Source organism: Kitasatospora sp. NPDC029312 (genome assembly GCF_055569215.1).
In genome coordinates this window covers 113,322-139,783 of record NZ_JBVHXY010000017.1, presented here as the reverse complement: position 1 = coordinate 139,783, position 26,462 = coordinate 113,322, and the positions used below count along the sequence as shown (strand labels likewise).

Sequence of the window (26,462 nt, the reverse complement as noted above, 5' to 3'; positions counted from 1 at the left end):
CGGGCCGTCGGCCGATGACGGGCACGCGCCAGTGCGCTGGCGACGGTTCGGGCACGCTCGCGACGGCAGGGGGACCGACGGAAGTCCGTCGCAACGAAGTCGAGGCGCCGCCCCACCTGATCAGGGCCTGATCGCGACGGGCGCCGGCTCCTCCTCGGGGACGGCGGGCTCCGGGAGCGCCCGGAACAGCGCCCAGCTCAGCACCGGCATCGCCACCAGTGGCAGCAGCGCCGTACGCAGGGAGGTCGCGTCCGCGAGGGCCCCGATCAGCGGACCGGCCAGGCCGCCGATGCTGACGGTCAGGCCGAGGGTGATCCCGCTCGCGGTGCCGATCCGGGTGGGCAGGTAGTCCTGCCCGAGCGTGACCTGCAGCGAGAACGGCACGTACAGGCCCGCCGAGGTGAGCGCGACGAACAGGTACAGCGCGGGGCCCGGCACCAGCAGCACCCCGGCCACCGCCACCGCCGCGACCAGGTAGGACCAGCGGGCCACCGCGACCCGGCCCCACCGGTCCGCCAGCGCACCGCCCAGCACCGAGCCGACGGCGCCGCCCGCGTACAGCACCACCAGGGCCGCCGTGCCGGCCGCCGTACCGCCGCCGAGGCGCTGGGTGGCGAACAGCGACAGGAAGGTGCTCAGGCCGACGAAGGCGATAGAGCGGCACACCACGGCCAGCGACAGCTTCACGAAGGAGGCCCGGTCGTCCCGGCCCGCCTTCGGCGCCGCGCTCGCCCCGGAGGCGCGCCGACGAGCCAGCTCGCGCAGCACCGGCACGCAGAGCACGGCGCCCGCGAGGGCCGGCAGCGCCAGCAACGGGGTCAGCCGCAGCCCGCCCGTCCCCACCACCGCGGCGACCAGCAACGGCGCGGCCGCGAAGCCCAGGTTGCCGCCCAGCGAGAACCACGCCATCCCCCGGTGGCCGGCGCCGCTGCCTTGGGTGACCGACCTGGCGACCCGCGCCGACTCCGGGTGGTAGGCGGCGACCCCGACGCCCGACAGCGCCACGCAGGCGAGCGTCAGCCCGTACGAGCCGCCCACGCCGCTGAGCGCGATGCCCGCGCCGCCCAGCAGCGTGCTGACCGGCAGCAGCCAGGGCAGCGGCCAGCGGTCGGTGAGCGCCCCGAACAGTGGCTGCGCCACCGAGGACAACAGCGAGGCGGCGAGCACCACGCCCGACACGGCGGCGTAGCCGTAGCCGCGCTCGGCCACGAGGAAGGGCACCAACGCGGCCACCGCGCCCTGGTAGACGTCCACGCAGGAGTGGCCCACGGACAGCAGTGTGATCGCTCTGGTGTACGGCCACAGGGCCTGCGGTTCCGTCCGGTTTCCCGACGCACCCTTTGTCTGATCTTCTGACGCTCGTTTCAGCATCCCGCCATGCTCGGCCCGACGCCGGCTGTCTGACTTCCGATAATCTGCCAGCTGATGCCGAAGATCCGCCACGATCCCGTCGCACCGACCCGCGCCCAGCTCCTGCCGCCCGGCGCCGGGATCGACGCCCACCGCCACGACGACCACCAGATCGCCTACGCCGCCCGGGGCGTCGTCGCGATCACCACCGACGCCGGCTCCTGGGTCGCCCCGGGAAACCGCGCGCTCTGGATCCCGGCCGGCACCGTCCACGCCCACCAGGCGCACGGCGAGCTCGAGCTCCACCTCGTCGGCCTGCCCGCCGGCGACAACCCGCTCGCCCTCGACCGGCCCACCGTGCTCGCCGTCGGTCCGCTGCTGCGCGAACTGATCATCGCCTACACCCGGGCCCCCGAGGACGACAGCCCCGAACGCTCCCGGTTGCGCGCCGTCCTGCTCGACCGACTGCGCGCCTCGCCCCAGCAGCCCCTGCACCTGCCCACCCCCACCGTCCCGCTCCTCCAGGCCCTGTGCGCACTGCTGCACGCCGACCCCGCCGACCCCCGCACCCTCGCCGAGCTCGGCCGCGCCGTCGGCGCCAGTGACCGCACCCTCTCCCGGCTCTTCCGCGCCGATCTCGGGCTGACCTTCCCCCAGTGGCGCACCCAACTGCGCCTGCACCACGCCCTGGTGCTGCTCGCCGAGGGCGTGCCCGTCACGGCCGTCGCGCACCGCTGCGGCTGGTCCTCGGCCAGCACTTTCATCGACGTCTTCCGCCGCACGTTCGGCCATACCCCGGGCGGCCGGGCGCCGGGCAGCCGCGACCCGGGCAGCCCGGGCGGACGCCCGGCACGCTGAGCCGGCCGCCGTTCTCGCCGATCGTCCGCGCCGGGTGGCAGGCTGGGGGCATGTGCGGCCGCTTCGTCTCCACCACCACGCCCCAGGACCTCGTCTCGCTACTCGGCGAACTCCGCTGGGACCCTGCCGAGAGTTTCGCGCCGAGTTGGAACGTCGCCCCCACCGATCCGATCCCGGCCGTGCTCGAACGCGTCGACCGCGAGACCGGCGAGGTGCAGCGCCGACTGCGCCCGCTGCGCTGGGGCCTGGTCCCATCGTGGTCCAAGGACCCGTCCGGCGCCGCCCGGATGATCAACGCCCGCTCGGAGACCGTCGACACCAAGCCCGCCTTCCGCAAGGCCTTCGCCGCCCGCCGCTGCGTCGTCCCCGCCGACGGCTACTTCGAGTGGCGCGAAGTCCCCGCCACCGCCCACCGGAAGAAGTACAAGCAGCCGTACTTCCTCAGCACCGGCGGCGTGATGCTGATGGCGGGCCTGTACGAGTTCTGGCGCGACCCCGGCCGCGCCGACGACGACCCGCTCGCCTGGCTCGCCACCGCCACCATCATCACCACCGACGCCACCGACTCCGCCGGCCGCGTCCACGACCGGATGCCGCTCACCATCGCCCCCGACGACGTGCCCACCTGGCTCTCCCCCGCCCACACCGATCCCACCGACCTCCACCACCTGCTGCGCCGCCCCGGCGACGGCGACCTGCGGGTGCGCGCCGTCCCGCCCGCCGTCAACAGCGTGCGCGCGCCCAACGGCCCGGAGCTGATCGCCACCGCCCCGGATCCGCTGGGCCTGGCGGACTGACCCCTGCCGTCCCGGGGGGGTCCAGGCAGCCGGGTCATCGGACGTACCCCTGGCCGCGGCACCTGTGCCATCGGCCTTCCCGGCCCGGCCGGCCCACTCGCCGTCAGCCTCGCCGTCAGCGCTGGCGCACCGCGGTGAAGCCGCAGACGGGCGTGCAGAGGGTGACTATGCCGCTGTAGCGGTAGTTGGTCCGCCCACGGGAGATGGTGTGCACGGTCAACTTCTCCCGCAGCGTGGGCTGGTGGCAACGCGGGCAGAACTCGGCGACCGGCTTGCCCCAGGGGCGCTTCGGATCGAGCTTGCTGGCCGCCATCACCATCCCGACCACGGCGAGGCCGGCGCCGCCGAAGCCGACCACTCGCCACACCCCGTTGGAAGACTCCCGGCGGTCGATCATCTCGTCGTAGCTGTAGGTGCCCCCGCCCCCGTGATTGGACCAGATCCGGCACTCGGTGTCCCGGGTCATGGTCTTGCCGTCGCAGGTCGGAGCGCTCGTCGGGTCGGACTTGCCCACCACCAGCGCCAGGAACAGGCCGAAGGCCGCGAACAACCCCAGCACCACCAGCGCCGTCGTCCGGCTGCGGCCGGTTTGGAGACGCGTGCGCTCCTTCACCGCCGTCTCGATCACAGCGTGCGCCATGTTGCTGCCGTCGACCGCCACCATGTCTCCTGTTGTTCGCGTCCGTGCTCGGATGTTCCCCCCGCGGACCGGGTTCGACACGAACCCACCATGATCAGGGGGCGTTTGCACGGGACTTGGCGAGACCGTGACCTCGGAGCAACACATGGAGCCCGCCGCGCTACCGGGGCCGATGGTCGTCCGTCCCCGGGCGGTACTACTCTGGTCCGGGCCCGAACGACCCTTCGCCCGACCGGTGGTGCCGGGAACGCGGAGGGGACGGGCCGTGATCAGGACATTCGCATGGGGGGCACAACAGAATGCACGAAGAGCAGGAGCGCGCCGGCAACGCCGAGTACACGGAGTACGAGGAGTACGCGGCGTACGGGGAGGACGCGCAGTCCGGGGAGTACGGGGCTTACGTCGGCTACGAGGAGGAACCCGCGCGCCGCTCGGGCGCGCGCCGGGCCGCGCTGGTGGCGGTGGGCGGGGTCTTCGCCGCGCTCGTCGGGATCGGCGGATACGGCGCGTACAACCTGGTGAGCGCCGTGTCGGGCGGCTCCTCCGAGGACGGCGGCAAGCCGGCCGCCGCGACGGGCGCGGCGCAGCAGCCGCCGAGCGCCGAGCAGGCCGAGGCGGTGGCCAAGGAGTTCCTGGCGGCCTGGGGGCGGGGGGACTTCACGGTGGCGGGCGGGATGACCGACCGCCCGGAGGCCGCCCGGGCGGCGCTGGCCTCGTTCCACGACGGGGTGCCGGCCAAGTCGCTCACCCTGACCGGCACGGGCCCGGCCTCGGCCGGCACCCCGAGTGAGCCCGCCGTCGGTTTCAAGGTGCGGGCTGAGTTCGACGAGTCGTCGCAGGCCTGGGAGTACGACAGCGTCGTGGGTGTGATGCGGGCGGCGGACGGGCGGACGCTGGTGCGCTGGGCGCCGAGCGTGGTCCACCCCAAGCTCGGTGGGGGCAAGACGATCGCCGTGCGCCCGCTGGCCAACCCGGTGTCGAAGCCCACCGACCGCAAGGGCCGTCCGCTGGACGCCTTCCCGTCGCTGCGCGGGGTGCTGCCGCAGATCGCCCCGGCCGACGGCGCGACGGTCGTCACCGGGCAGGCGGTGGTGCTGTCCGGCGGCGGGTCCCAGGATTCGGAGCAGTTGTTCGTCCTGACCCCGTCGAGCGCGCCGCAGGTCAAGCTCACCTTGGACGCCGACCTCCAGCAGGTCGCCGAGGAGGCGGTCAAGCAGCAGTCGGCGGGTGGCAAGCCCGCCTCGCTGGTGGCCGTCCAGCCGAGCACCGGGCAGATCCTGGCGATGGCCTACGCCCCGCAGGGGGGATTCAACCGCGCGATCGGGGGCGGGCAGGCGCCGGGCTCGACGATGAAGGTGATCACCTCCGCCGCGCTGCTGGAGGCGGGCGTGAGCCCGGACACCGTCGTACCGTGCAAGGAGACCACCTACTCCCCCAGGGCCTGGCACAACGACGAGCCGGGGGAATTCCCCAACGCCACGCTCACCGACGACTTCGCCCGCTCCTGCAACACCGGCTTCATCGACAAGGGCCTGGAGAAGCTGCAGCCGGGCACCCTGGCGGCGGTGGCCCGCGACCAGTTCGGCCTCGGCCTGCAGTGGCACATCGGCGTGCCGAGCCGGGACGCCACGATCCCGCTGCCGGGCACCAAGGACGAGGCGGCGGCCGAGTACATCGGGCAGGGCCAGATCCAGGTGAACTCCCTGCTGATGGCCTCGGTTGCCGCCACCGTGCAGAGCGGAACGTTCCGTCAGCCCGTCCTTCGGGAGGACGTCAAGCGCGCCACCGCGCCTGGAAAGCTGCCGGCGGACATCGCCCGCGACCTGCGCGCGATGATGGCCAGGACCGCGACCCAGGGCACCGCCCGCGCCCCGATGTCGGGGCTGAGCGGCCAGATCGGCGCCAAGACCGGCACGGTGGAGGCCGGTTCCGCCCAGGCCACCAACAGCTGGTTCATCGCCTACCGCAACGACCTCGCCGTCGCCGCCGAGGTCGAGGGCGGCGGCCACGGCAACAGCGCGGCCGGCGTGGCGGCGGCCCAGGTCCTCAAGGCGGGCGGCGGCAACGGCTGACGGCGAACCCCCGCGCCGGCGGCGGCCCTCAGCGCGGGGCCGCCGCCGGCGGCCGGCTGACCACGGATCTGCCGCTGTACTCGCCGAGCACCATCGACCTGAGGACCGACGTCCGTACCCGGCCGGTCGGGCAGTGGCCGTTCATCGAGCTGGAGCCCACCGACCACCCGCTCGCCGTCGAGCAGCGCGAGGTCATCACGTACGACCGCGTCCGCGGAATCGTCAGGGCCGTGCTGCATCCGAAGTGACCGCCACCGCGGGTTCGGTGGCCGGGCTGTCGAGGTCCAGGCCGAGCAGGTGGGCCAGGTGCCGGGCCGTTCCGGGGAGGCCGTCGGCCAGGACGGTGGTCATGCCGAGTTCGGCGGCCGGGAGCAGGTTCGCCGGCTGGTCGTCGACGAACACGCAGGAGACGGCGGCCAGGCCCATGCGGGCGAGGACCGTCCGGTAGATCGCCGGGTCGGGCTTGGCGATGCCCTCGCGTTCGGACACCACGGCGACGTCGAACAGTTCCCAGACGCCGGTCGCCTCATACGGGTCGTACGGGTCCAGCCCGAAGCTGTTGGAGAGCATCGCGACGGTGTACCCGGCACGGCGGGCCGCCCGGGCGAGCCGGACCATGTCGGCGGCCGGGCGGACCGCCGCCCAGGCCCGGCCCATCAGGTTGTCGCTGTCCACCCCGAGGACCGCCGCCGTGCGGGTGTTCCACTCGGCCTGCCGCATCCGGCCGTGCTCCAGTTCGGTGTACAGCTGCCGCACCACGGGGTCGGCGGTCAGGGTGCGGTGCCAGGTGTCCGCGTCGAGCCCCTCGGCCAGGGCCCATGCGCCCGTCGCCTCCCGGACGCCCTCGGTGAGGACGCCGACGAAGTCGAGGATCAGGCCGCGGTAGTCGGCCGGCTGTTCCTCGTCGGCGGTGCGCTGGTCCATGCCGGGTCCTTCCTCTGCGGTCGTAGCGCGACGGTACCGGGCGGGCCGACGGTACGGACACGGCGGGAGCTCCTGGACCCTGGACCCTGGACCCTGGACCGGACGCTCCCGGGCTCCGGACTCGATGGCGGGCATGACGGCGTGATGCCCGAGCTGATCGATTCGACGGTCCGGCTGCGGACCTCGTCCCCGGCGGCGGTGGCGCTACGGCCCACCGCAAGGCGCGGAGGAAACGAAGAAGCAGGGAGGTCACAGCCTCCCTGCCACTACCAACGTACCGCGCCCGGGGGGCCTTGCGGCAAGGCCCCCGTCATGGCGCAGAATCGTCGCCCGAGGCCGGAACATCCGGAATCTTCTGTTCGCGACACATGCACGCCTTTGTCCCGCGTGCAGGCCTCGCGCGAACCCATGGGGGAAGTACTGATGATCGACGTGATCGTGGTCGGCGGCGGGCCGACCGGGCTGATGCTGGCGAGCGAACTGCGGCTGCACGACGTGCGGGTGGTGGTGCTGGAGCGGCTGACCGCGCCGACCGCGCAGTCCCGCGGCCAAGGCCTGCACGTGCGCAGCGTGGAGATGATGGACCAGCGCGGGCTGCTGGACCGGTTCCTCGCGGTGAGTGCGAAGTTCTCGGTCGGCGGCTTCTTCGGGCACATCCACAAGCCGTGGCCGCAGACCATGGACACCGGCCACCCGTACGGCCTGAGCACCCCGCAGCCGGTCACCGAACGGCTGCTCAACGAGCACGCCCTCGAACTCGGCACCGACATCCGGCGCGGCCGGGAAGTGGTCGGGCTGCGCCAGGACGAGGAGGGGGTCGACGTCGAGCTGGCGGACGGCACCCGACTGCGCTCGCGCTACCTGGTCGGCTGCGACGGCGGGCGCAGCACGGTGCGCAGGCTGCTCGGGGTCGGCTTCCCCGGCGAGCCCTCTGAGGTGGACACGCTGCTGGGCGAGCTTTCGCTGGCCGAGGCGCCGGAGAGGATCGAGGCCGTCGTGACGGAGGTCCGCCGGACCCAGCTGCGCTTCGGCGCGATCCCGCTCGGGGACGGGGTGTACCGCGTGGTGGTGCCCGCCGAAGCGGTGGCCGAGGACCGGGACACCACGCCCACCCTGGAGGAGTTCCGGCAACAGCTGCGGGCCACCTCGGGCACCGACTTCGGTGCGCACTCGCCGCGTTGGCTCTCCCGTTTCGGCGACGCCACCCGGCAGGCCGAGCGCTACCGGGTCGGCCGGGCCTTCCTGGCCGGCGACGCGGCGCACATCCACCCTCCCACCGGCGGTCAGGGCCTCAACCTCGGCATCCAGGACGCCTACAACCTGGGCTGGAAGCTCGCCGCCGCGGTGCACGGCTGGGCGCCGGCCGATCTGCTGGACAGCTACCACGCCGAACGCCACCCGGTGGGGGCGATGGTGCTGGACAACACCCGAGCGCAGATGACACTGCTGGGCACCGGCCCGGGCCCGGCCGCGCTGCGGGGCCTGCTCTCACGGCTGATGGACTTCGAGGAGGTGAACCGGTACATCACCGAGATGGTCTTCGCGGTCGGCGTCCGCTACGACTTCGGCGACGGCCATGAGTTGCTCGGCCGTCGGCTGCGGGACGTCCGGCTGAAGGAGGGCCGCCTGTACGACCTGATGCACGGCGGCCGCGGGTTGCTGCTCGACCGGACCGGCGGCCGGCTCGCAGTGCCGGGCTGGGCCGACCGCGTCGACCATGTCGCGGACGCCTGCGAGGAGTTGGACGTGCCGGCCGTCCTGCTACGGCCCGACGGGTACGTCGCGTGGGTCGGCGACGAACAGCAGTCCCTGCTCGACGCGCTGGCCAGGTGGTTCGGCGCCGGCGCCTCCTCCTGACGCAGGCCTCGCCCCGTCCGTCCGGGTTCCGGACGGACGGGGCGAGGGTCTTCGGTGGTCCGGTGGCTCAGCTCGGCATCGGCTTGATCATGGCGAACGGCGCGCCCTGGGGGTCGGCGACCACTGCCATCCGACCGGCCATCATGTCGAAGGGCGGGGCGAGGACGGTGCCGCCGCGCTTGACCACCACGTCGGCACAGGCGTCCACGTCGTCGACCGAGAAGTAGGTCAGCCAGTGCGCCGGGGTGCCGGGCGGGTCGTTGGCGAGGAGCGTGGCGCCGCCGACGGCGCGGCCACCCACCTTCAGCTGCCAGTACTGATCGGCGTCCTCCATCGGTTCCACCTCGATGCCGAAGGCCTCGCGGTAGAAGGCAGTCGCACTCGCGACGTCGCTGGTGTGCAGCTCGTTCCAGGTCAGCGCGCCGGGCTCGTTGACCACCTGGGCGCCGAAGAAATTTCCGGGCTGCCAGACGCCGAACACCGCGCCCTGTGGGTCTGCGGCGACCAGCATCCGGCCGAGGTCTCCGACGTCCATCACCGGGACCAGCAGGGTGCCGCCGGCTGCCACGATCGCGTTCTGGGTGGCTTCGGCGTCGGTGGTGGACAGGTAGCTGGTCCAGACGGTGGGCGGCTCCGGCATGCCCTCGGGGGCCATCGTCGGGCCGATGCCGGCGACCGCCTTGCCGTTGAGCTCGCAGAGCGCGTACCCGCCGAACTCGGCCGGGCCCGGCTGGCCCTGCCAGCCGAGGAGGTCACGGTAGAAGTCCAGCGCGGCCTGCTGGTCCTTCGCCATCAGGTCGACCCAGCAGGGGGTGCCGGCTGCGTACGGGGTGGTGACGTCAGGCATTCTCGCCCTTTCCTCGTGAGGTCCCCCGCAGGTCACCCTCCCGTCCCGCCCCGCGATCCGCCACCCGACACGCCGCCCGGGGGGACTGCGCCGTCGGCCCTCGCCCCGTTCGTACAGGCCCGGTCTGAAGCCCGGCGATCCCACGCTGATCGAGTGGAGCCGGACGGTGGCTGAGGAGGAAGGCGGCACGGGCATTGCCGCCGTCGGCCCCCCGACCCTCCCCCCGCTACATCGGGTTCCACCTCGACGCCACCCGTCGCAACGCCGGCTGAGACCTGCTCCGCTCCACACCAGGCTGGCCTCACCCGACTGCCGTGGTGGTCAGTGGAACCAGGTGCGGATCGCGGCAGCCGCCTCCCGGACGTCGATGCCACCGGCGCGGATGCGGGCGGCGAGGGCGACGGCCTGCTCGGGTTCGGCGGTGACAATGACGCCGGAGGCGCTGAGGTAGGAGGCGGCGACCACGGCGGCGAAGTGCTCGTTGCCGGCTTCCAGGGCCGGGACGCGGATCAGTTGGTGCATCAGGGCGGCGGCGCGCTGGTGAACGGCGCCGTAGACGGGGACGTCCAGCACGGCGTCGGCGTGGCGGGCGACCGCGGCGGCGAGGGTGCCGTAGTCGGTGACGGCGGGGTCGTTCGGCAGAAAGTGGTGGACGAGGTCGAGCAGCCAGGCCCGGTCGATCCGCAAGATCACGCCGCGTCCGCCGCGGCCTCGCGTGAACTGCGCGGGGAGGGCCCGAACTCCGCCTCGAACGCCGGTCCCCAGGCCTGCGCGAAGTGGGCGGCCGCGGTCAGGAACCGTTCGCGCCGCTCGTCCGCCTCCTCCGCCAGCACCTTGCGCGCGTAGTCCGGCAGGCTCATCCCGGCCGCCTCGGCGCGCTGCTCCAGCGCCTCGTGCACGGCGTCGTCCAGTCGGACGTTCAGCTGCTTCATAGCGGCGAGCGTAGCGACGCGTAGCGCCCGCTACAAGACGGGCTCATGGTCAGCACACCGGCGAACGCCCCAGGCGGGGTCAGCCGCGCGTGCGGTTCCCGGGGCCGGTCGCCCCACTGTCAGGATGACCACGCCCAGGGCGACGCCCAGCCACACCCGCCCCACACGCCCGCACCCGTTACGCGCCGCCTCGCCGGTCCTCGACCCGGAGGTCCAGGGCGGGCCAGTGCGCGGCCCACCGGACCAGCCGGTCCGCGTCCAACGGGCTCGGTGGGAGCAACGAAGCGTCCGGCAGGAAGGTCACGCAGGTGCCGGTGGTGCCGTCCGGCTCGATCGGGTCGAGGCCGGTCGCCGGGATGCCGTGCTCGTAGCGCTGGCTCCAGGCTCCGTCGTGGCGTCGGTTGGTGTGGACCAGTCGGCTGCTGAGCGCGGCGACGACGGACATGCCCCGACGTGGTCGGCCGTCCGGCAGCCGCTCCGTCTCCGGGGAGGCCGCCGGGGAGTCGAAGAAGCGCAGGTCCTTGGTCGCCATCACCGGCTTCTTGACCACCTTGCCGTGTTCGTCGACCCGGGTGTCGGTGCCCCGGCCGTCATCCCGTACCGAGACCGAGCCGTCGGCCCACAGGGTGACGAGGCACCGCCCCGCGCCCCGGCCGGCCGCCTCGTCGGCCGCATACGCGACCACCTCGAGCACGAGGTGCTCCAGCCCGCCCGGCGCGTAGCGCCCGGGATCGCGGCGGATGCCGGCGAGGTGCTCCGCGTCCACGGCGGCGGCCCAGTCGTGGGTGGTGTTGGTCCAGGAAGCCCTTGATCCGTGATCCATCCGAGGAGTATCCCCCGGAGGCAGCCGCCGTTCCTCTCCGGCCCCACCGCCAGCCGGCCACCCAACGCGGCGCGCTGGTAGAGGACTTGCCCCCGGAGCGTGCGGGACGCGCAGGTGTCCCGGCTCCCGCTTCGCTCAGCCGGTGACCAGCCGGCGGCCGGTGATCTCGGCGGGTCGGATCCGCACCCAGGAGGGCCGGTCCCCGCCCGCCCAGGGGGCCGCGCCGGGGAGGCCGTCGAGGTGCCGCCGTTCCTCCGGGTCGTTCACGTAGTGAGCCGTGCCGAGGGCGAGGACGCTCCAGCCGCGCCCGAGGTACTCGTCGATGTGGTCGACCTGGAAGGACACCGCGGCGCCCTCCTCCGGGGCGGTGCCGGTGCGGGGGCCCGTGCGGTAGGCGAAGGAGGCGCGGTCGACCACATAGTTGACGGGGTAGACCGCCGGCCCCGGCCGCACCGGCAGGCCGATCCGGCCGACGCCGTGGGTGCCGACCATGTCCCAGCACTCGGCCTCGGTCAGGGCGAGCAGCCGAGGCCGCGGGCCCGGGCCGCCATGGCCGGGCGGGGCGTCGCGACGGCCCTCCAGGAGTTCGTCGCGGCTCATGCCGAGGGCGGCGGCGATCCGGACGAACCCGCCGGGGTCGAACGTCGGTCCGGCGTCGAGCAGGTGGTGCAGGTAGCGGGGGGCCATCGCCGCCTGGCGGGCCAGGGACTCCTCGGTGAGGCCGAGGTGCTCACGCCGTTCGGCGATCCGCCGGGCCACGGCGGCGGGGGCGGGATCGCGCTCGGGATCACAGTCCGGACCGGGCTCGGGATCGGTCGTGTCGTTCACGGTGGTGGCTCCTCGGCTCGCCAAGGGAGGTCGCCCGCAGGCGCACCCGAACGGTCACCAGGCCGGACGGTGACCAGGCCGGACGCATCCGGGAGTCCGGGCCGGACCCATCCAAGCGCCCGGCCCACCCCAAGTCGAGGAGGGCACGGACCCGTGCGTGTCGTACAGCGGAGGTGAGATCCGGCGAACCGGAGAGACTCGCCCGGGCGTGGCGCTGGGTCCCGGGGCTCCTCAGCGGCGCAGCTCCTCCTGGAGGGCCTCCTGGCCGGCCAGCAGGCTCTCCAGGAACTGCCCGTGCTTGGCGAGCGTGCTGCTCTGGGCCTCCAGGGTCCGCGCGTGGGCCCGCAGGACCCGGGTCTGTTCGTTCTGGCCGGAGACCATGACGCCGACGACGTCGGCGAGGCTGGTCATCGACTGGGGCTGCTCGACCCGGTCCACGCGGACCGCCTGCGGTACCTGGGTGTGGCCGGGCGCGGCGGTGCGGTCCTCCGCGCCGTCCCGGGCGGTTCCGGCCGCAGCCGCGCCTGCCGTCCTCGTGGTCGTACGCGTCACCGCCCTCGTCGTGCGCCCCACCGATGCCGCGCGCCGCCCCACCGCCGCCGCGTGAGCCGCCGCGGACTCCTCCCGCAGTCGGCCGACCTCCGCCTCCAAGGCCGCCAGCCGCGCCCGCAGGTCGTCCAACTCGCCCATCTTCTCCACCGTCTCGAACCCTCCCCGGCCGCCCACGGCCATTGACGTGCGGATTCAGCCTATCCGCAGCCCGTTCATCCGACCCGGCGACCGGCACGGTGCGGATCGTCCGGGTGGCCGCGGCCGAGTCGGCCGTGGCGGTGGTCGTCGGCACCGTGCTCGCCGCCGTCGCGACCGGGCTCGCCGCGGCCACCCAACACGCCTTGCCGGTACGGCTGGTGGCGTCGGCACCCACGGTGGTCCCGTGGCAGCAGCTCCTTGACCATCGCGCTCTGCACCCTCGTCACCGTGGTCACGGCGGCGGCAGCGACGGGGCGGGCGACGCACCGGCGAGCGGTGGAGGCTGCGGGCGCGCGCGAGTAGCGCGCCAGCCGGCACAGCCGTGCTCGGTGCCGAACCCCCGGGCTCCGGCACCACAGACGACAGGTGCGCGTCGCTGTGGCACGCTGGTGACCTGGGGGTTCAGCGGTCGTGAGTCCTCAGGCGAAGTCCTTCGCGTGGTCGCGGGCCCACTGCTCGAAGCTGAGGCCGGGCCGGCCCAGCACGTGCCGCACGGTCGGCGTACGCGGCGACCCGCCGGTCGCGGCCGAGGCGAGGAACTGCAGGATCGCCTCGACCGTGGCCGGCTCGGTGAAGCGACCGTAGTGTTCGCGGGCCTGGTCCGGGGAGAGCTCCTCGATGCGCAGAGTCCTGCCGATCGCCTGCCCGATCCGTTCGACCTGGCGACGCTGCGAGATCAGTTCCGGTCCGGTCAGCGCAGCGGCGCTGGACGGGTCGGTCGCCATCGCGTCCCCGGCGCCGATGCCCAGTGCCGTGACGGCGACGGCGGCGACGTCGCGTTCGTGGACCGGCGCCGTGACGGCGTCGGGATGGACCAGCCGCACCCTGCCGGTCGACCTGATCGACTCCGCCCAGCGCAGGCTGTTGCTGGCCAGGACCAGTGGCCGCACCGGCGTCCACGGCAGACCGGCGGCTGACAGCGCGTCCTCGACCGCACGATGCTCCCGGGCGATCGCGTTGTGCTCGGTCCCCGGCAGCAGAACACTGCCGGAGGAGAGCAGGACGACGCGTTCGAGTCCCGCCTCGGTGGCCACCGCGGCGAAGCGTGCGGCAGTGGCCGGCGTGGCGTAGAGGAACACTCTGCGCACGCCGTCCAGCGCTTGACGCAGTGTTTCGGGCCGGGTGAGGTCGGCGGTCACGACTTCGGCCGCGGTCGGCAGGTCGGATCCGGCCCGCGGGTCGCGCACCGAGGCGCGGACTCGTTCGCCGGCAGTGAGCAGTTGGTCGACGACATGGCGGCCGACGCCGCCTCGGGCTCCGATGACCAGAGTGGTCATGATGGGCTTCCCCTCGCAAGGTCAGGCCCGGCGAGGATGGGCACAGGCATGTCGGCGATCCGCGAGAAGGACCACGGGCCGGTCACAACCGGCTGTCGTGCAACGCGGTGCCACAGGGCGCTCGACCTCGACCGGGTGCGTTCCGGTACTCGCGCCTGAGAGCCACCGCAGTGACCAGCGAAGCGTTCCGACGCCGCACTTCGCCTACCGGGACGATAGCACTGCCCGAGCCACGAGCACCGCCCCACGGCAAGACCGATCGCTCGGCAGCTGTCCTCGGTGGTGCCCCGGAGTCCAACGGCAGCCGGGGCGCCCCGCCTTGACCCGGGCGGGACAGGTTCAGCGGCGCCCGCTGCACGGCGGTGCCGCGTGGGGCGCGCAGCCGGGGCCGTGCTCGTGGCGCTCCTGCTCGATCATCCGGGTCACCGCGGCGTTGCCCACCGCCCGTTGCAGGGCCGTCACCTCGTGCGGGCTCCTGGGCCTGCCGGGGGCGGGCGCCGCCGTGGCCGCCGGTCCGGACGGTCTGCGGCGCACCGGCTCGGCACCCCGGTCGGCCGGGTCGCCCGCTGCGTCGTGGTGACGTGTTCGCGCATCGCGTGGTTCTCCTCGGTTCCCGTCCACTCGGCCGACGGTGCCGCGTCGGCTGCCTGCCGACAGTGGATCAAGTCGGCAGCGGGGCCGCCAGGGCCACATGATCACTCCGAGGGCGGTACCGCGTGCCCGCCCGGGCACGAACAGGCGGCGCACCGGCGGGCGGACCGTCCGCGTCGGCGATGCGCCGGAGTCCGCGTCAACGATGCGTCAAGATCCTGGTGCGCACGCCTTACCGGCCGGCCCGCCTGGGCGCATACTGTGCTGCGCGCGGCGCGCCCCGGCGACAGGGCCACTCCGGACCCGGCCCGGCCGCACCGCGACGGGGAGAAGGTAGAACAGGCGTGGCAGTACTCGTGATCGTCGTCGTGGTCGCCCTGCTCTGGCTGGTGACCGGCGTGCGGGTGGTGCAGCAGTACGAGCGGGGCGTGGTGTTCCGGCTGGGCCGGGTGCGCGGGTCGGTCCGCGAGCCGGGCCTGACACTGCTGGTGCCGGTGCTCGACCGGATGCGCAAGGTGAACGTCCAGGTCATCACCATGCCGGTGCCCGCCCAGGAGGGCATCACCAAGGACAACGTCTCGGTGAGCGTCGACGCGGTGCTGTACTTCCGCGTGATCGAGCCGATCAAGGCCACCGTGGACGTGCAGAACTACGCCTTCGCCATGCTGCAGGTCGCCCAGACCTCGCTGCGTTCGATCATCGGCAAGAGCGAGTTGGACGACCTGCTGTCCGGCCGGGAGCACCTGCACCAGGGCCTGGAGATCATGCTGGAGAGCCCGGCGACGGGCTGGGGCGTGCACATCGACCGGGTGGAGATCAAGGACGTCAGCCTGCCTGATTCGATGAAGCGCTCGATGGCCCGTCAGGCCGAGGCCGACCGCGAGCGCCGGGCCCGGATCATCACGGCCGACGGTGAGTTCCAGGCCGCCGCCAAGCTCGCCGAGGCGGCGGCGACGATGGCCGAGACCCCGGCGGCGATGCAGCTGCGCATGCTGCAGACGGTGGTCGAGGTGGCGGCCGAGAAGAACTCGACGCTGGTGCTGCCGTTCCCGGTGGAGCTGCTGCGCTTCTTCGAGGCCTCCACGGCCCGGCTCGCCGAGGGCGCCACTGCCCCTGCCGCCGGCCCGGCCGCCCCGACCACCCCGACCGTCCCGTCGCAGGCACCCGCCGACGCCGGCTGACACCTCGGTCTCACGGCCGGACGATCGGCAGCAGCACCTCGTCCACGATCGCCGCCGGGTCGAGGTGCTCGGTGCCGCCGCCGCACATCTTGATCCGGTACAGCATCAGCGCCGGCACCACGTCGGTGACCAGCGAGGTGACCGCGCCCGGGCGGACCTCGCCCCGGGCGGTGCCCCGGTCGAGCACTTCGGCGATCAGCGCGGTCGTGGGCTCGACCACCCGCTCCAGGACGAGCGCCAGGAAGGCGTGCGCCCGCCGGTGGTCGAGCTCGCTCATGATCGCCCGGACGGCGGCGCCCAGCTCGCTGAACATCGCGGCGCGCAGCCCGGTCACCACCTCCAGCAGGTCCCCGCGCAGGCTGCCGGTGTCGGGGGCCGGCCCGGCCGGGGGCAGGCTGGCCCGCAGCGCGTCCATCACCAGTTCCTCCTTGGAGGACCAGCGGCGGTAGAGCGCGGCCTTGCCGGTCTGCGCGGCGGCGGCGACGCCCTCCATGGTGAGTCGCGCGTAGCCGTCGGTCGTGAGCTGCTGGAGGGCCGCTTCGTAGATGGCGCTCTCCAGCGCCTCGCCGCGCCGCCGGAGCCGGGCGGCCGTCACCGCCGCTCGCGCGGTGTCGGTTTCAGCGGACATGGCTGCGCACCTTCCAGGGTTTCTGTTCACCACGCCTGGCACCAATGTTAGTGAACGAACCCGTTCCCTCCCAAGCACCGCGCGGATCGGTCCGGGCACTGCCTTGGGGCGTCCCCGGCCCGCCCGGTACTCGTTCGAGTGACTCCCGGGCGCTGCCGCACCCGTGGCGGCGAACAGTTCCGCTACCAACGGAGGGCACCATCCCCGACCGAGAGGCGGCCCCCCGTCATGGCTGCACCCACCACCTTCGACCGGAGCGCGTCCGGCCACGGCCTCACCCACCTGCGCGACCACCTGGCGGCAGCGGAGAAGGGCCTGTGATCGCCCGGATCGCCAAGGCCGCGCTCGCGCTGCTGCTCGGCCTCGGGCTGCTGATCGTCGCCGGTTTCCTCGTGGACGATATGGCCGAGGAGGACGCGGACTTCCGCGAGTTCGCCGACGGCTCCTGACCGTCCGCCCGACGCCGACACCGGCACGCACGCGGCGGGTGTCGGCGGTCGGCGATGCCGTCGGACAAGTCCTGAGCGGTCCGCTCGTCACTGGTCGGTGGGCTGAAACCCCTTCGGGGAACGGCGGGGTGGACGCACGCCGGTTCACCGCTGCCGCATCCCGCATCCCGCATCCCGCATCCCGCCCGCAAGCGGGTTTCAGCCCGCCCCTGCGCACGACCACCCCGGCCGGATCAGTTCGTGACCGGCGGGTTGGGCCGGGTCAGCCCGCGGTCGTAGGCGAAGATCACCGCCTGCACCCGGTCGCGGGCGCCGATCTTCGCGAGCACCCGGCTGACGTGCGTCTTGACGGTCGACTCGGCCAGCACCAGGCGCTGGGCGATCTCGCTGTTCGTCCAGCCCCGGGCGATGGCCGTGAGGATCTCCCGCTCGCGCTCGGTCAGCGCGTCCAGCCGGGCGTCCTCGGCCGCCGCCGCGCCCACCGGGCGGACCGGCAGGTGGTGGGCGTAGGCGTCGAGCAGGCGGCGGGTGATGGCGGGGGCGACCACCGCGTCGCCCTCGGCGACGGCGCGGATCCCGGCGAGCAGTTCCTCCGGGCGGGCGTCCTTCAGCAGGAAGCCGCTGGCCCCGGCGCGCAGCGCGGCGTGGGCGTACTCGTCGAGGTCGAAGGTGGTGAGCACGAGGATGCGCGAGCGCCCCCCGGTGGAGACGATCTGCCGGGTGGCCTCGATGCCGTCCATGCCGGGCATCCGGATGTCCATCAGGACGACGTCGGGCCGCAGGTCGGCGGTCAGCCGGACGGCCTCGGCGCCGTGGGCGGCCTCGCCGACCACCTCGGTGTCGGGCTGGCTCTCCAGCAGCATCCGGAAGCCGTAGCGCTGCAGTGGCTGGTCGTCCACGATGAGGACGGTGGTCACGTCGGGCCGCCTGTCGGTTCGGGGGTGAGGTCGAGTACGGCCTCCACGGTCCATCCTGCCCCAGGGCCTGGGCCCGCCGTGACGGTGCCGCGGTACAGGGCCGCGCGTTCGCGCATGCCGGCCAGGCCGTGCCCCTCGCCGGCCGGTCGCGCCGGCCGGGGGCCGGCGGCGGGCGGGCCGCTGTCGCGCACGCGCACCCGCAGCCGGGCGGCGTCGGCGTTGAGGGTCACGTGCGCGCGGGTTTCGGCGCCGGCGTGCTTGAGGGTGTTGGTGAGCGCCTCCTGCACGATGCGGTAGGCCATCAGCTGGACGCCGCGGTCCAGTTGGTCCAGGTCGCCGCCGACGGTGTAGAGCACCTGGGGGCCGGCGGCGCGGATGCGGGCGCACAGGGCGTCGAGGTCGGCGATGCCCGGCTGGGGGTTGAACTCGGCGGCCTGGTCGCCCTGGTCGCGCAGCACGCCGAGCATCCGGCGCAGTTCGCCGAGGGCCTGGCGGCTGGTCTCGCCGATCAGCTGCAGCGCCTCCCGGCCGCGCTCGGGGGACGTCTGGGCGGCGTAGGCGCCGCCGTCGGCGAGGGTGACGATCACGGACAGGTTGTGGCCGATGATGTCGTGCATCTCGCGCGCCACCCGGGTGCGTTCGGTGGCGGCGGCGAGCCGGCTGCGCTGGTCGCGTTCGATCTCCAGCCGGGCCGCCCGTTCCCGCAGCCCGGCGAGCTGGGCGCGGCGGATGCGCACCGCGATGCCCAGGGCGACGGCTGCCGTCGCGGCGCTGACCAGGAAGAACAGCGCGTCGCCGACCGGCAGTCCGCCGCCGGAGACCTGCACGGCGACGAGCCCCATCGCGCTCACCATGACCGCGCAGGACCAGGCCAGGTGCCGCAGCCGCCCGTGCAGGGCCAGGCTGTAGAGGGCGACCAGCAGGGCGGCGTCGGCGCGCAGGGCGACGCCGAGCGACCACTGCAACACGAAGACCGCCATGATCGCCGCGAGCGCCTCGGTGGGGCGACGGCGGCGCCACAGCAGGGGCAGCACCAGGCCCGCCTGGAAGGCCAGCATGGCGGGCAGCGGCGGGCGGACGAAGACGATCCGGTGCTCGCGCGGGGACTCGCCGTGGCCGGTGAAGGGGAAGAGGTCGGGGAGGCAGAACATCAGGACGACCACCGCGACCACGGCGGCGTCCAGGATCCAGGGGTGGTCACGGTCCGCCTGCCGCACGCGCTGGCCGATCCGGGCCAGCCGAGCGAACAGCGGGTGGCCGGACAGCGCGTCGGCGGCCGGGCCGACGGGTGCCAGGCCGACGGGTGCCGGGCCGACGGGGGTGGCTCGGTCCTCGCTCACCGGTGCTTCTCCCTGGTGGTGGTACGGGTGGTGCGGCGCCGGAGGGTTCCGACGCCGCACCGGGAGTCTCTCAGGCGTCCGTGCGGACCAGGCGCACCGCGGCCCCGGCCAGGGCGAGCACCGTCCAGCCGAGGAAGACCAGCAGTCCGGCCGTCGGCGAGAGGGTGGTCGTGTCGTGGTGGAGGGCGAACATCGCCTCGCCCGCGTGGCTGGGCAGGTACGGGCTGATGTGGTCCTGCCAGGAGCTGGGCAGCAGCGAGACCAGCCCGGGGACGAGCATCAGCGAGGCGACCAGCACCGAGATGCCGCCGGCCACCGAGCGCAGCAGCGCCCCCAGGGCGACGCCGATCACGCCGACCAGGGCGAGGTAGAGCCCGGCGCCGAGCAGCCCGCGCACCACCCCGGCGTCGGAGAAGGTCATCACCGCCCGGGTGCCGGAGAGGATGCGGCTGTCGACGAGGAAGGCGACGAACACCCCGGCGGTGCCCAGGACCAGCGCGATCAGGCCGTACACCGTGGCCTTGGACCAGAGCACGGGCAGGCGGCGCGGCACGGCGGCCAGGGTGGAGCGGATCATGCCGGTCGAGTACTCGCCGGCCGCGACCAGCACGCCGAGGACGCCGAGCGCCAACTGCGCGAAGTTCGTGCCGAACAGCGACAGGCTGAGCGTGCTCGCCGTGGCGAAGTCCCGGTCCATGGGGCGCCCGGAGGTGATCCGCGACTTGAACTGGGAGGCCGCGATCAGGCCGAAGGCGACCAGGAAGAGCAGCGCCAGACCGAGCGTGATCCAGGTCGAGCGCAGCGACCACAGCTTGGCCCACTCGGAGCGCAGCACGCGCACGGCCGTCACCTTGTACGCGGGGCGGGCGGGGCGCAGCTCGGCGGGCGTGGCGGGCTGGGAGGTCACGATGGTGCTCATGCCGCGCTCCTCGGGGTCTCGGTCTCGTTCTCGAGGTCGTTCTCGGACTTGTTCCCGAGGTCGTTCTCGACGCGGGCGCTGGTGGTGCCGTGGTACTCCACGGCGTCCCTGGTCAGGTCCATGAAGGCCTCCTCGAGGGAGACCGTCCGGGGGGTGAGCTCGAAGACGGCGATGCCGTGTTCGGCGGCGGTGAGGCCGATCTCGCGGGCCGTGCGGCCGGTGACCAGCAGTTCCTCGGAGCCGGAGCGGCCGGTGATCTCCACGCCGGGGCCGGCCAGCGCCGAGCGCAGCCGGGCCGGGTCGGCGCTGGCCACCTTGACGACGTCGCCGCCCGCCTCACGGATGAGGTCCTGCACGGTGGTGTCGGCGAGCAGCCGGCCGCGGCCGACGATGATGAGGTGGTCGGCGACCAGCGAGACCTCGCTCATCAGGTGCGAGGAGACGAAGACGGTGCGGCCCTCGGCGGCGAGGGAGGTGAGCAGGTTGCGGATCCACAGGACGCCCTCGGGGTCGAGGCCGTTGACCGGCTCGTCCAGCATCACCGTGGCCGGGTCGCCCAGCAGGGCGGCCGCGATGCCGAGCCGCTGGCCCATGCCGAGCGAGAACGCCCCGGCCCGCTTGCGGGCCACGCTCTGCAGGCCGGTCATCTCGATGACCTCCTCGACGCGGCGGCGCGGGATGCCGTGGGTGTGCGCCTGGGCCATCAGGTGGTTGAAGGCCGAACGGCCGGGGTGGATCGACTTGGCCTCCAGCAGGGCGCCGACCTCCTGCAGCGGCGCGGCGTGCTCGGCGTAGCGGCGGCCGTTGACCCGCACCGACCCGCTGGTGGGTGCGTCCAGGCCGACGACCATCCGCATGGTGGTGGACTTGCCGGCCCCGTTGGGCCCGAGGAAGCCGGTCACCGTCCCCGGCTGGACCGTGAAGTCCAGCCCGTCCACGGCGGTCTTCTCCCCGTACCGCTTCGTCAGCTGGTGCGCCTCGATCATCGCTCGCCCTTACGTTCAGGGGCCGGGCCGTCCCGGCCGCCCACGCTCCCACGCTAAGTGCGGCCGGGGCCGGATCCGTGGCACCGCGGGCTGATCATCGGGCCGTCCGTAGTACCGCGGTACCACGCCGCCCGCCCCGGTCCGGCGCGGAATCCGGACCCGCCACCGACGCCGGTCGGCCCGGGCGCCGTCCGCGCCGCACCAGTCCGGGAGGCGGCGGACGCGCCCGGCGCCGATACTGAGGCCGCAGCCCGAGGCGGCCCCGGCGGCCGGGGACGGCCGTCGACGCGCCGCGGAACCGAGGAGGAAGCCGTGACCGGAGCAGTTGTCGTCGGCTTCGACGGCTCGTCCGAGAGCCTCGCCGCCACCGAGTGGGCCGCCCGCGAGGCACAGCGCCGCGGACTCGGCCTCGAAGTCCTCCAGGCCTGGCCCTGGCCGAAACGCGACGTGGCCGGCAGCGACCAGACCTACCACCGTGCCCTGGCGCACCTGGCCGACCGCGAGTCCGGCCTGCGCGCCCTGGCGCCGGGGGCGTCGATCTCCTCCTCGCCGGTGTCCGGCGATCCGGTGGAGGCGCTGGAGGCCGCCTCGCGGACGGCGGCCGTGGTGGTGCTCGGCTCGCGAGGGCTGGGCACCTTGCGCGGCTACCTGACCGGCTCGGTGAGCCAGGAGGTGCTGCGCCGGGCTGCCTGCCCGGTGGTGCTGGTCCGGGCCCACGCGAGCGAGCCGGCCGCCGGCGCGGTGACGGTCGGCCTGGACCTGACGCACCCGGCGGAGGAGGTACTGGCCTTCGCCTTCGAGGCCGCCGCGCTCCGCTCGGCACCGCTGCGGGTCGTCCACGTCTGGAACCCGCCCGCCGGCAGCGAGTACATGGCGTACGGCGCCATCGGCGGGCTGGAGGGCGAGGTCTCCGCCGTCGAGCGGACCGGGCTCACCGAGGCCCTGGAGCCCTGGCGGGCCCGTCACCCTGAGGTGGAGGTGACGGACGAGCTGATCCGGGGCAAACCCGCCGTCGAGCTGGTGGAGGCGGCGGCGACGGCCCGGCTGCTGGTCGTCGGCCGCCGCACCCGGCACGCGCCGCTGCGCCACCACCACCTCGGCCCGGTGGCCCACGCGGTGATCCACCACGTCCACTGCCCGGTCGCCGTCGTCCCGTACGGCTGAGTGGCACGCGACCGCCGATCGGCTCGCTGCGGCCGTCGTCCCCGGTCGACTCCGTTCGCACCCGAGCCCTCCCCGTTCGGCCGACCCTGAGGAGCACGTCATGGCCGATGACACCCGCGCCCAGCTGCTCGCGACCCTCGACATCGCGGCCTCCGCCCGCGCGCACGGCAACCACCCGTTCGGCGCCCTGCTGACCGGCGTCGACGGGAGCGTCCTGCTCACCGCCGAGAACACCGTGCTGACGGACCACGACGTCACCGCCCACGCGGAGACCAACCTGGTCCGGCGGGCCTCGCGCACCCTGGCCCCGGCGCAGCTCGCCATGGCCACCCTGTACTCCAGCAGCGAGCCGTGCGCGATGTGCGCGGGCGCCATCTTCTGGAGCGGCATCCGGCGGGTCGTCTACGCGCTGGCCGCCACCGAGCTGAACGTCATCGCGGGCGTGGATCCGGAGGAGCCGGTGCTCCACCTGCCCTGCCGCCAGGTCTTCGCGGCCGGCGGCAGCTCCGTGGAGGTATCGGGGCCGCACCTGTACGAGGAGGCGGCCGCGGTGCACACGGGGTACTGGGGCTGAACGGTCCGGTGCCCGGCGGGGAGCCTGTCACAACCGTCCGTCAGACTGGTCCCACAGGGCGGGTGGCGGGCACGGGGAGGGGCAGCGGTGGGGACGGATCCGGTCAGGGAAGTGGCGGCGGCGCTCGGCTGCGCAGACACGGCGGTGACGCAGGCCGGTCCGGGGCACCGTCGACTGATCGTCCCGGCCGGGCACGGCGGGCGGCTCAGCGTCGACGTCCTCGGCGACGACGGCGGGGCGGACCGGGTGGTCCATCTGCTGCCAGGCGGGGGGCTCAACGTCTCCGCCGACTACTGCACCGCACAGGGCCGGAGCCTCGCGCGGTTCCTCGCGGACCACGGGTGTCTGGTCGTCGGCACCACCCCGCGCGAGGACGCGCTGACGCCCGACCGGATCGGGCCGCACTGTGCCGATCGGGGCCTGGACGCGCACCGGGCCGACCTCCAACGGGTCGTCTCCGCCGTCGAGACCGTCACCGGCCTGCCGTACGACCTCCTCGGCCACTCGGCCGGGGCCGCCCTCGCCCTGGCCACCGCCGCCCGGAACGGCGGCGACCTGCTGCGCCGGGTGCTCGTCCTCGACACCACCGGGCCCTACGACCCGGAGACGGAGCCGGAACTCGTCGCCAGGGCCGCGGCGCTGACCGGGCACTTCCAGCAGCAGTTGGCGGCGGGCACCTGGACCGTCGATCCCGGCCTGAAGGGCCTGTTCGCCCGCGCGGCCACCGCCCCGGACGCCCCCAGCGGGGTGCCGCGACCGGTCGCCGGGGCCGGGCAGTTCAGCAACCTCGGCCTGCTGCACTACGCCCTGACCCACACCCGGGAGCTGCCCGGAGCCGCGAACTGGATCTACCACCGGGGGCACAGCAGCGGCAGCTTCGCCTTCGGCACCACGCCCACGGAGGACCGCTTCCTCCTGGCACACACACCGCTGCCCGTCTGGTCGGCGGCGGTCTCCCGGCTCGGCAGCGGCCTGCAACCGACCGCGCTGCTCCGCGACCTGGCGGCGATCTGGGCCGGGCGGACGGAGGTCTACCGCATCGACTGGCCCGCGATCCGGGCCGAGGTGGTCTGGCTGAACGCCGAACTCGGACGCGGCGACCACGACCTCGGCCCCCGTCTCATCCGCCAGGGCGGCGCCCGGGTCGACTACCGGGTGGTGCCGGGGTACGGCCACGGCGACATGGTCTGGTCGGCCACGGCCGAACGCGACGTGTGGCAGTGGCTCCTGCCCCGCCGCTGAAGGCAGCCGGGCGGCGTCCCCCTCCGCGGACTCCCCCGGCGCTGGCCCCCACCGCCGGCCGACGCCCGCCGTCCGGCTCCGGGGTCGGCCACAGGGGGGTACTCCCGCTCGACCTGGCCGCAGACCCGAACGGCGAGTCGTCCGTTCAGGTCGCATCGCCGGGTCGGATGGTTGAGGAGCACGACCGGTGGGACTGGTGACAGTCCGTTGACGCGATCCGGGCGAAAGGGCGGCCGAAGGCCGGCCCGGCCCGGTTCCCCGGTGAGGAGCCCCCCGTGCACGAACCCTCGTGGATCCCCCCGTCCAGGGCAACCCGCCGCCCGGTCCGGACGACGGGCAGTAACGGAACGGACCTCCTCGCTCCGGACGGGACGGGGGGGGCGAGCGCATCGACTACGGCGCCCTGGCGTACGACGCGGTCAGCCGGGCCCGGCTGACCGCCCTGGGCGTCGGACCGGGGTGGCGCTGCCTGGACGTGGGTGCCGGCACCGGGACGATCAGCCGCTGGCTGGCCGAGGAGGCCGGCGTCGACGAGGTGCTGGCGCTCGACCGCGACCCGCGCTTCGTGAACGCCCGTCCGACCGGCCGGCTCCACACCATGGCGGCGGACGTCACCGACCCCGCCCTGGCGCCGGGCCGGTTCGACCTGGTGCACTGCCGCTTCGTCCTCATGCACCTGCCCCAGCACGCCGAGGTGCTGGCGCGCCTGGCCCACTGGGTGGCTCCGGGGGGCTGGCTGGTCGTCAGCGATGCCATCGACCTGACCACGGCGGACTCGCCGCAGGTCGCCTACCGGCGGGCCATGGCGGCGATGTGGCAGGTCCTGCGTGAGCGGATCGGAACCGACATCACCTGGATGACCCGCTACCCGCACATCCTCCAGGGCCTGGGTCTGCGGGACGTCGGTGCCGAGGTCCACCTGCCGCCGCTCATCCCCGACGCCCCGATCACGGCCTTCTGGAAGAGCACCTGGCTCAGCATGCGCGACGCCCTGGAGGACGGCACCGCCCTGGAGCCGGGTGAGCTCGACGCGGCGCTCGACTACCTCTCCTCCCCCGCGCTCGCCGAGCTCTCCCCCGGCATGATCACCGCCTGGGGACGCCGCCCGGCCGAGACGGCCTGAGACCGGGCGGTCGGTAGGGCGGGCGGTCGGTAGGGCGGGCGGTCGGTAGGCGGGCAGGCGGCAGGCAGGCCGACGGCAGGCGGGGCCGCCGGGGGCCGGCCGTTCAGCCCTGCGCGAGGGCTTCGCTGAGGCGGTCGGCCGCCTCGACGGCGGCCTTCGAGAGGTGCGGGCCGGGGTGGCGGGTGAGGCGCTCGATCGGGCCGGAGACGGAGACGGCGGCCACCACCCGGTTGGACGGGCCGCGGACGGGCGCGGAGACGGAGGCGACCCCGGGCTCGCGCTCGCCGATGGAGTGCGCCCAGCCGCGGCGGCGCACCCCGCTGAGCGCGGTGGCCGTGAAGCGGGCGCCCAGGAGGCCGCGATGGAGCCGCTCCGGCTCCTCCCACGCCAGCAGGACCTGGGCGGCGGAGCCGGCCTTCATCGACAGGGTGACGCCGACCGGAACGGTGTCCCGCAGACCGGAGAGCCGCTCGGCGGCGGCCACGCAGATGCGGACCTCGCCCTGACGGCGGTAGAGCTGGGCGCTCTCGCCCGTGACGTCCCGCAGGTGGGTGAGGACCGAGTCGGCGGCGGCCAGCAGCCGGTCGTCACCGGCGGCCGCCGAGAGTTCCGTGAGCCGGGGGCCGAGCACGAACCGGCCCTGCAGGTCCCTGCTGACCAGGCGGTGGTGTTCCAGCGCGACGGCCAGCCGGTGGGCGGTGGGCCGCGCCATGCCGGTCGCGGCGACGAGTCCGGCCAGGGTGGTGGGGCCGGACTCGAGGGTGCCGAGGATCGAGGTGACCTTGTCGAGCACGCCGACGCCGCTCGTGTTCTCCATGGGGTGGGTACTCCAGTCTCGAGCCCGTGAGCGGCGGGTGGGTCCGGCTCACGGGGGCTCCGCTCGGGGAGCCAGGGGGGTGGTCAGCGAGGACGGGCCGGAGAAGTCGGCCGAGAGCCTGCGCCGGACACGAGACGGGTACGCGGAAGGGCCGGGGCGGGAAGCGCCCGGGGGAAGGACAGCACAGAGAGCACCGTGTCTCCTCATCTTTCCCGCGCCACGTTGGCGACAGGCCGGAGTTGGCACTGATCCCGGGCGGCGCGGCGCGTACTTCGGACGCCGAGTCGACCGGGGAGTTGCCGGGGCTTCGTAGGGCCGGTCCCTCCACCCCTCTGGATGATTCGCCAGGAACCATACAAGACTCCCCGGCCGGCCCGCCAAACCACCCCCACCGGAGCCGCCGACGCTCAGCGGCCGCTCGGGGGCAGCGAGCGCTGGTCGGTACCGCGAGCCGCGTCCGTTCGGGGACGGTTCCTCCCGCGCCCGTCCGCCCTCGACCGTTCCCGCTGCTCCTGCTGCTTCAATCGGCGCGACGGGGCCCTTGGACCGCTTCAATTCTGTTCAGTGAATATGGTT

At 74.1% G+C, this 26,462-nt stretch carries 27 protein-coding genes, 1 pseudogene and 1 riboswitch; of the genes and pseudogenes, 11 read left to right on the top strand and 17 right to left on the bottom strand.

The window, feature by feature from the left end; genetic code table 11:
• Nucleotides 1–120 precede the first annotated feature (120 nt).
• Complete coding sequence (locus ACZ4WV_RS16680; protein ID WP_465747214.1) at nt 121–1,269, bottom strand: MFS transporter; 1,149 nt, start codon at nt 1,267–1,269, stop codon at nt 121–123.
• 156 nt (nt 1,270–1,425) lie between these two features.
• On the opposite strand from ACZ4WV_RS16680, the gene ACZ4WV_RS16675 reads away from it, so the two are divergent.
• Nucleotides 1,426–2,208 (top strand): AraC family transcriptional regulator, encoded by a 783-nt coding sequence (locus ACZ4WV_RS16675; protein WP_465747212.1) that lies wholly within the window; start codon nt 1,426–1,428, stop codon nt 2,206–2,208.
• Between the two features lie 50 nt (nt 2,209–2,258).
• Nucleotides 2,259–3,005, top strand: coding sequence for an SOS response-associated peptidase (locus ACZ4WV_RS16670; protein WP_465747210.1), 747 nt, complete (start codon nt 2,259–2,261; stop codon nt 3,003–3,005).
• A gap of 115 nt (nt 3,006–3,120) precedes the next feature.
• Here the strand turns inward: ACZ4WV_RS16670 and ACZ4WV_RS16665 are convergent, their stop codons facing one another.
• Nucleotides 3,121–3,669 (bottom strand): hypothetical protein, encoded by a 549-nt coding sequence (locus ACZ4WV_RS16665; RefSeq protein ID WP_465747208.1) that lies wholly within the window; start codon nt 3,667–3,669, stop codon nt 3,121–3,123.
• Between the two features lie 275 nt (nt 3,670–3,944).
• On the opposite strand from ACZ4WV_RS16665, the gene ACZ4WV_RS16660 reads away from it, so the two are divergent.
• Both ACZ4WV_RS16660 and ACZ4WV_RS16655 read left to right on the top strand, forming a co-directional pair.
• Nucleotides 3,945–5,717, top strand: a complete 1,773-nt coding sequence (locus tag ACZ4WV_RS16660; protein WP_465747206.1) for a penicillin-binding transpeptidase domain-containing protein — start codon at nt 3,945–3,947, stop codon at nt 5,715–5,717.
• 50 nt (nt 5,718–5,767) lie between these two features.
• Nucleotides 5,768–5,965: pseudogene (locus tag ACZ4WV_RS16655) on the top strand (DUF2199 domain-containing protein); the annotation flags it as partial.
• Here ACZ4WV_RS16655 and ACZ4WV_RS16650 read toward each other — a convergent pair.
• The gene (locus tag ACZ4WV_RS16650; RefSeq protein ID WP_465747204.1) at nt 5,940–6,641 is read right to left on the bottom strand and encodes an HAD-IA family hydrolase; all 702 of its coding nucleotides are present in this window, start codon (nt 6,639–6,641) and stop codon (nt 5,940–5,942) included. The pseudogene ACZ4WV_RS16655 and the gene ACZ4WV_RS16650 sit on opposite strands and share 26 nt — an antisense overlap.
• Nucleotides 6,642–7,064: 423 nt before the next feature.
• Here ACZ4WV_RS16650 and rox point away from each other — a divergent pair, with 423 nt between their 5' ends.
• Entirely contained in the window at nt 7,065–8,498 is a 1,434-nt protein-coding gene (gene rox / locus ACZ4WV_RS16645) for a rifampin monooxygenase (RefSeq protein WP_465747202.1), read from the top strand.
• Between the two features lie 67 nt (nt 8,499–8,565).
• On the opposite strand, the gene ACZ4WV_RS16640 is transcribed toward rox, so the two are convergent.
• From ACZ4WV_RS16640 to ACZ4WV_RS16605, 8 genes are all read right to left on the bottom strand, one after another.
• On the bottom strand, nt 8,566–9,345 hold the full coding sequence (locus ACZ4WV_RS16640) for a VOC family protein (RefSeq protein ID WP_465747200.1): 780 nt from the start codon (nt 9,343–9,345) through the stop codon (nt 8,566–8,568).
• Nucleotides 9,346–9,666: 321 nt separating this feature from the next.
• Nucleotides 9,667–10,038 (bottom strand): fic family toxin-antitoxin system, toxin component, encoded by a 372-nt coding sequence (locus ACZ4WV_RS16635; protein ID WP_465747198.1) that lies wholly within the window; start codon nt 10,036–10,038, stop codon nt 9,667–9,669.
• Entirely contained in the window at nt 10,035–10,277 is a 243-nt protein-coding gene (locus ACZ4WV_RS16630; protein ID WP_465747196.1) for a plasmid mobilization protein, read from the bottom strand. The genes ACZ4WV_RS16635 and ACZ4WV_RS16630 overlap by 4 nt, the downstream gene beginning before the upstream one ends.
• 178 nt (nt 10,278–10,455) lie before the next feature.
• Complete coding sequence (locus ACZ4WV_RS16625; RefSeq protein WP_465747194.1) at nt 10,456–11,100, bottom strand: ATP-binding protein; 645 nt, start codon at nt 11,098–11,100, stop codon at nt 10,456–10,458.
• Nucleotides 11,101–11,235: 135 nt separating this feature from the next.
• On the bottom strand, nt 11,236–11,928 hold the full coding sequence (locus tag ACZ4WV_RS16620; protein WP_465747193.1) for a helix-turn-helix domain-containing protein: 693 nt from the start codon (nt 11,926–11,928) through the stop codon (nt 11,236–11,238).
• 231 nt (nt 11,929–12,159) lie between these two features.
• Nucleotides 12,160–12,627 carry a hypothetical protein gene (locus ACZ4WV_RS16615; protein ID WP_465747191.1) on the bottom strand — a complete coding sequence of 156 codons (468 nt, stop codon included), beginning with the start codon at nt 12,625–12,627 and terminating at the stop codon, nt 12,160–12,162.
• Between the two features lie 470 nt (nt 12,628–13,097).
• Nucleotides 13,098–13,955 carry an NAD(P)H-binding protein gene (locus ACZ4WV_RS16610; protein ID WP_465747189.1) on the bottom strand — a complete coding sequence of 286 codons (858 nt, stop codon included), beginning with the start codon at nt 13,953–13,955 and terminating at the stop codon, nt 13,098–13,100.
• Nucleotides 13,956–14,294: 339 nt separating this feature from the next.
• Nucleotides 14,295–14,417, bottom strand: a complete 123-nt coding sequence (locus ACZ4WV_RS16605) for a hypothetical protein (RefSeq protein ID WP_465747187.1) — start codon at nt 14,415–14,417, stop codon at nt 14,295–14,297.
• Nucleotides 14,418–14,890: 473 nt separating this feature from the next.
• Here ACZ4WV_RS16605 and ACZ4WV_RS16600 point away from each other — a divergent pair, with 473 nt between their 5' ends.
• Nucleotides 14,891–15,727 (top strand): slipin family protein, encoded by an 837-nt coding sequence (locus tag ACZ4WV_RS16600; RefSeq protein WP_465747185.1) that lies wholly within the window; start codon nt 14,891–14,893, stop codon nt 15,725–15,727.
• A 10-nt stretch (nt 15,728–15,737) separates the two neighbouring features.
• Here the strand turns inward: ACZ4WV_RS16600 and ACZ4WV_RS16595 are convergent, their stop codons facing one another.
• Nucleotides 15,738–16,355, bottom strand: coding sequence for a TetR/AcrR family transcriptional regulator (locus tag ACZ4WV_RS16595; RefSeq protein ID WP_465747183.1), 618 nt, complete (start codon nt 16,353–16,355; stop codon nt 15,738–15,740).
• Between the two features lie 317 nt (nt 16,356–16,672).
• On the opposite strand from ACZ4WV_RS16595, the gene ACZ4WV_RS16590 reads away from it, so the two are divergent.
• Nucleotides 16,673–16,804 carry a hypothetical protein gene (locus ACZ4WV_RS16590; RefSeq protein ID WP_465747181.1) on the top strand — a complete coding sequence of 44 codons (132 nt, stop codon included), beginning with the start codon at nt 16,673–16,675 and terminating at the stop codon, nt 16,802–16,804.
• Nucleotides 16,805–17,037: 233 nt separating this feature from the next.
• Here the strand turns inward: ACZ4WV_RS16590 and ACZ4WV_RS16585 are convergent, their stop codons facing one another.
• The 4 genes from ACZ4WV_RS16585 to ACZ4WV_RS16570 form a co-directional block, all read right to left on the bottom strand.
• A complete protein-coding gene (locus ACZ4WV_RS16585) occupies nt 17,038–17,721 on the bottom strand; it encodes a response regulator (RefSeq protein ID WP_465747179.1) in 684 nt (227 codons plus the stop codon).
• Nucleotides 17,718–19,016 (bottom strand): sensor histidine kinase, encoded by a 1,299-nt coding sequence (locus tag ACZ4WV_RS16580; RefSeq protein ID WP_465747246.1) that lies wholly within the window; start codon nt 19,014–19,016, stop codon nt 17,718–17,720. Before ACZ4WV_RS16580 ends, ACZ4WV_RS16585 begins: the two co-directional genes overlap by 4 nt.
• A gap of 115 nt (nt 19,017–19,131) precedes the next feature.
• A complete protein-coding gene (locus ACZ4WV_RS16575) occupies nt 19,132–19,980 on the bottom strand; it encodes an ABC transporter permease (protein ID WP_465747177.1) in 849 nt (282 codons plus the stop codon).
• Nucleotides 19,977–20,966, bottom strand: a complete 990-nt coding sequence (locus ACZ4WV_RS16570) for an ABC transporter ATP-binding protein (RefSeq protein ID WP_465747175.1) — start codon at nt 20,964–20,966, stop codon at nt 19,977–19,979. The genes ACZ4WV_RS16575 and ACZ4WV_RS16570 overlap by 4 nt, the downstream gene beginning before the upstream one ends.
• A 312-nt stretch (nt 20,967–21,278) precedes the next feature.
• Between ACZ4WV_RS16570 and ACZ4WV_RS16565 the strand changes: the two genes are divergently transcribed.
• From ACZ4WV_RS16565 to ACZ4WV_RS16550, 4 genes are all read left to right on the top strand, one after another.
• Complete coding sequence (locus ACZ4WV_RS16565) at nt 21,279–22,130, top strand: universal stress protein (RefSeq protein WP_465747173.1); 852 nt, start codon at nt 21,279–21,281, stop codon at nt 22,128–22,130.
• Between the two features lie 100 nt (nt 22,131–22,230).
• Nucleotides 22,231–22,704, top strand: coding sequence for a nucleoside deaminase (locus tag ACZ4WV_RS16560; RefSeq protein ID WP_465747171.1), 474 nt, complete (start codon nt 22,231–22,233; stop codon nt 22,702–22,704).
• Nucleotides 22,705–22,791: 87 nt separating this feature from the next.
• On the top strand, nt 22,792–23,946 hold the full coding sequence (locus ACZ4WV_RS16555) for an alpha/beta fold hydrolase (protein ID WP_465747169.1): 1,155 nt from the start codon (nt 22,792–22,794) through the stop codon (nt 23,944–23,946).
• Between the two features lie 475 nt (nt 23,947–24,421).
• Nucleotides 24,422–25,069 carry a class I SAM-dependent methyltransferase gene (locus ACZ4WV_RS16550; protein ID WP_465747167.1) on the top strand — a complete coding sequence of 216 codons (648 nt, stop codon included), beginning with the start codon at nt 24,422–24,424 and terminating at the stop codon, nt 25,067–25,069.
• A 103-nt stretch (nt 25,070–25,172) separates the two neighbouring features.
• On the opposite strand, the gene ACZ4WV_RS16545 is transcribed toward ACZ4WV_RS16550, so the two are convergent.
• Nucleotides 25,173–25,886 (bottom strand): IclR family transcriptional regulator, encoded by a 714-nt coding sequence (locus ACZ4WV_RS16545; protein WP_465747165.1) that lies wholly within the window; start codon nt 25,884–25,886, stop codon nt 25,173–25,175.
• A gap of 200 nt (nt 25,887–26,086) precedes the next feature.
• Nucleotides 26,087–26,229: riboswitch (SAM riboswitch) on the bottom strand.
• Between the last annotated feature and the right edge of the window lie 233 nt (nt 26,230–26,462).

Excerpts from the sequence above, each read along its gene's own strand:
- ACZ4WV_RS16560 (WP_465747171.1), top strand. The coding sequence starts at position 22,231 with ATGGCCGATGACACCCGCGCCCAGCTGCTCGCGACCCTCGACATCGCG.
- ACZ4WV_RS16640 (WP_465747200.1), bottom strand. The coding sequence starts at position 9,345 with ATGCCTGACGTCACCACCCCGTACGCAGCCGGCACCCCCTGCTGGGTC.
- ACZ4WV_RS16670 (WP_465747210.1), top strand. The coding sequence starts at position 2,259 with ATGTGCGGCCGCTTCGTCTCCACCACCACGCCCCAGGACCTCGTCTCG.
- ACZ4WV_RS16650 (WP_465747204.1), bottom strand. The coding sequence starts at position 6,641 with ATGGACCAGCGCACCGCCGACGAGGAACAGCCGGCCGACTACCGCGGC.
- ACZ4WV_RS16575 (WP_465747177.1), bottom strand. The coding sequence starts at position 19,980 with ATGAGCACCATCGTGACCTCCCAGCCCGCCACGCCCGCCGAGCTGCGC.
- ACZ4WV_RS16665 (WP_465747208.1), bottom strand. The coding sequence starts at position 3,669 with ATGGTGGCGGTCGACGGCAGCAACATGGCGCACGCTGTGATCGAGACG.
- ACZ4WV_RS16610 (WP_465747189.1), bottom strand. The coding sequence starts at position 13,955 with ATGACCACTCTGGTCATCGGAGCCCGAGGCGGCGTCGGCCGCCATGTC.
- ACZ4WV_RS16630 (WP_465747196.1), bottom strand. The coding sequence starts at position 10,277 with ATGAAGCAGCTGAACGTCCGACTGGACGACGCCGTGCACGAGGCGCTG.
- ACZ4WV_RS16625 (WP_465747194.1), bottom strand. The coding sequence starts at position 11,100 with ATGGATCACGGATCAAGGGCTTCCTGGACCAACACCACCCACGACTGG.
- ACZ4WV_RS16660 (WP_465747206.1), top strand. The coding sequence starts at position 3,945 with ATGCACGAAGAGCAGGAGCGCGCCGGCAACGCCGAGTACACGGAGTAC.
- ACZ4WV_RS16545 (WP_465747165.1), bottom strand. The coding sequence starts at position 25,886 with ATGGAGAACACGAGCGGCGTCGGCGTGCTCGACAAGGTCACCTCGATC.
- ACZ4WV_RS16675 (WP_465747212.1), top strand. The coding sequence starts at position 1,426 with ATGCCGAAGATCCGCCACGATCCCGTCGCACCGACCCGCGCCCAGCTC.
- ACZ4WV_RS16570 (WP_465747175.1), bottom strand. The coding sequence starts at position 20,966 with ATGATCGAGGCGCACCAGCTGACGAAGCGGTACGGGGAGAAGACCGCC.
- rox (WP_465747202.1), top strand. The coding sequence starts at position 7,065 with ATGATCGACGTGATCGTGGTCGGCGGCGGGCCGACCGGGCTGATGCTG.
- ACZ4WV_RS16595 (WP_465747183.1), bottom strand. The coding sequence starts at position 16,355 with ATGTCCGCTGAAACCGACACCGCGCGAGCGGCGGTGACGGCCGCCCGG.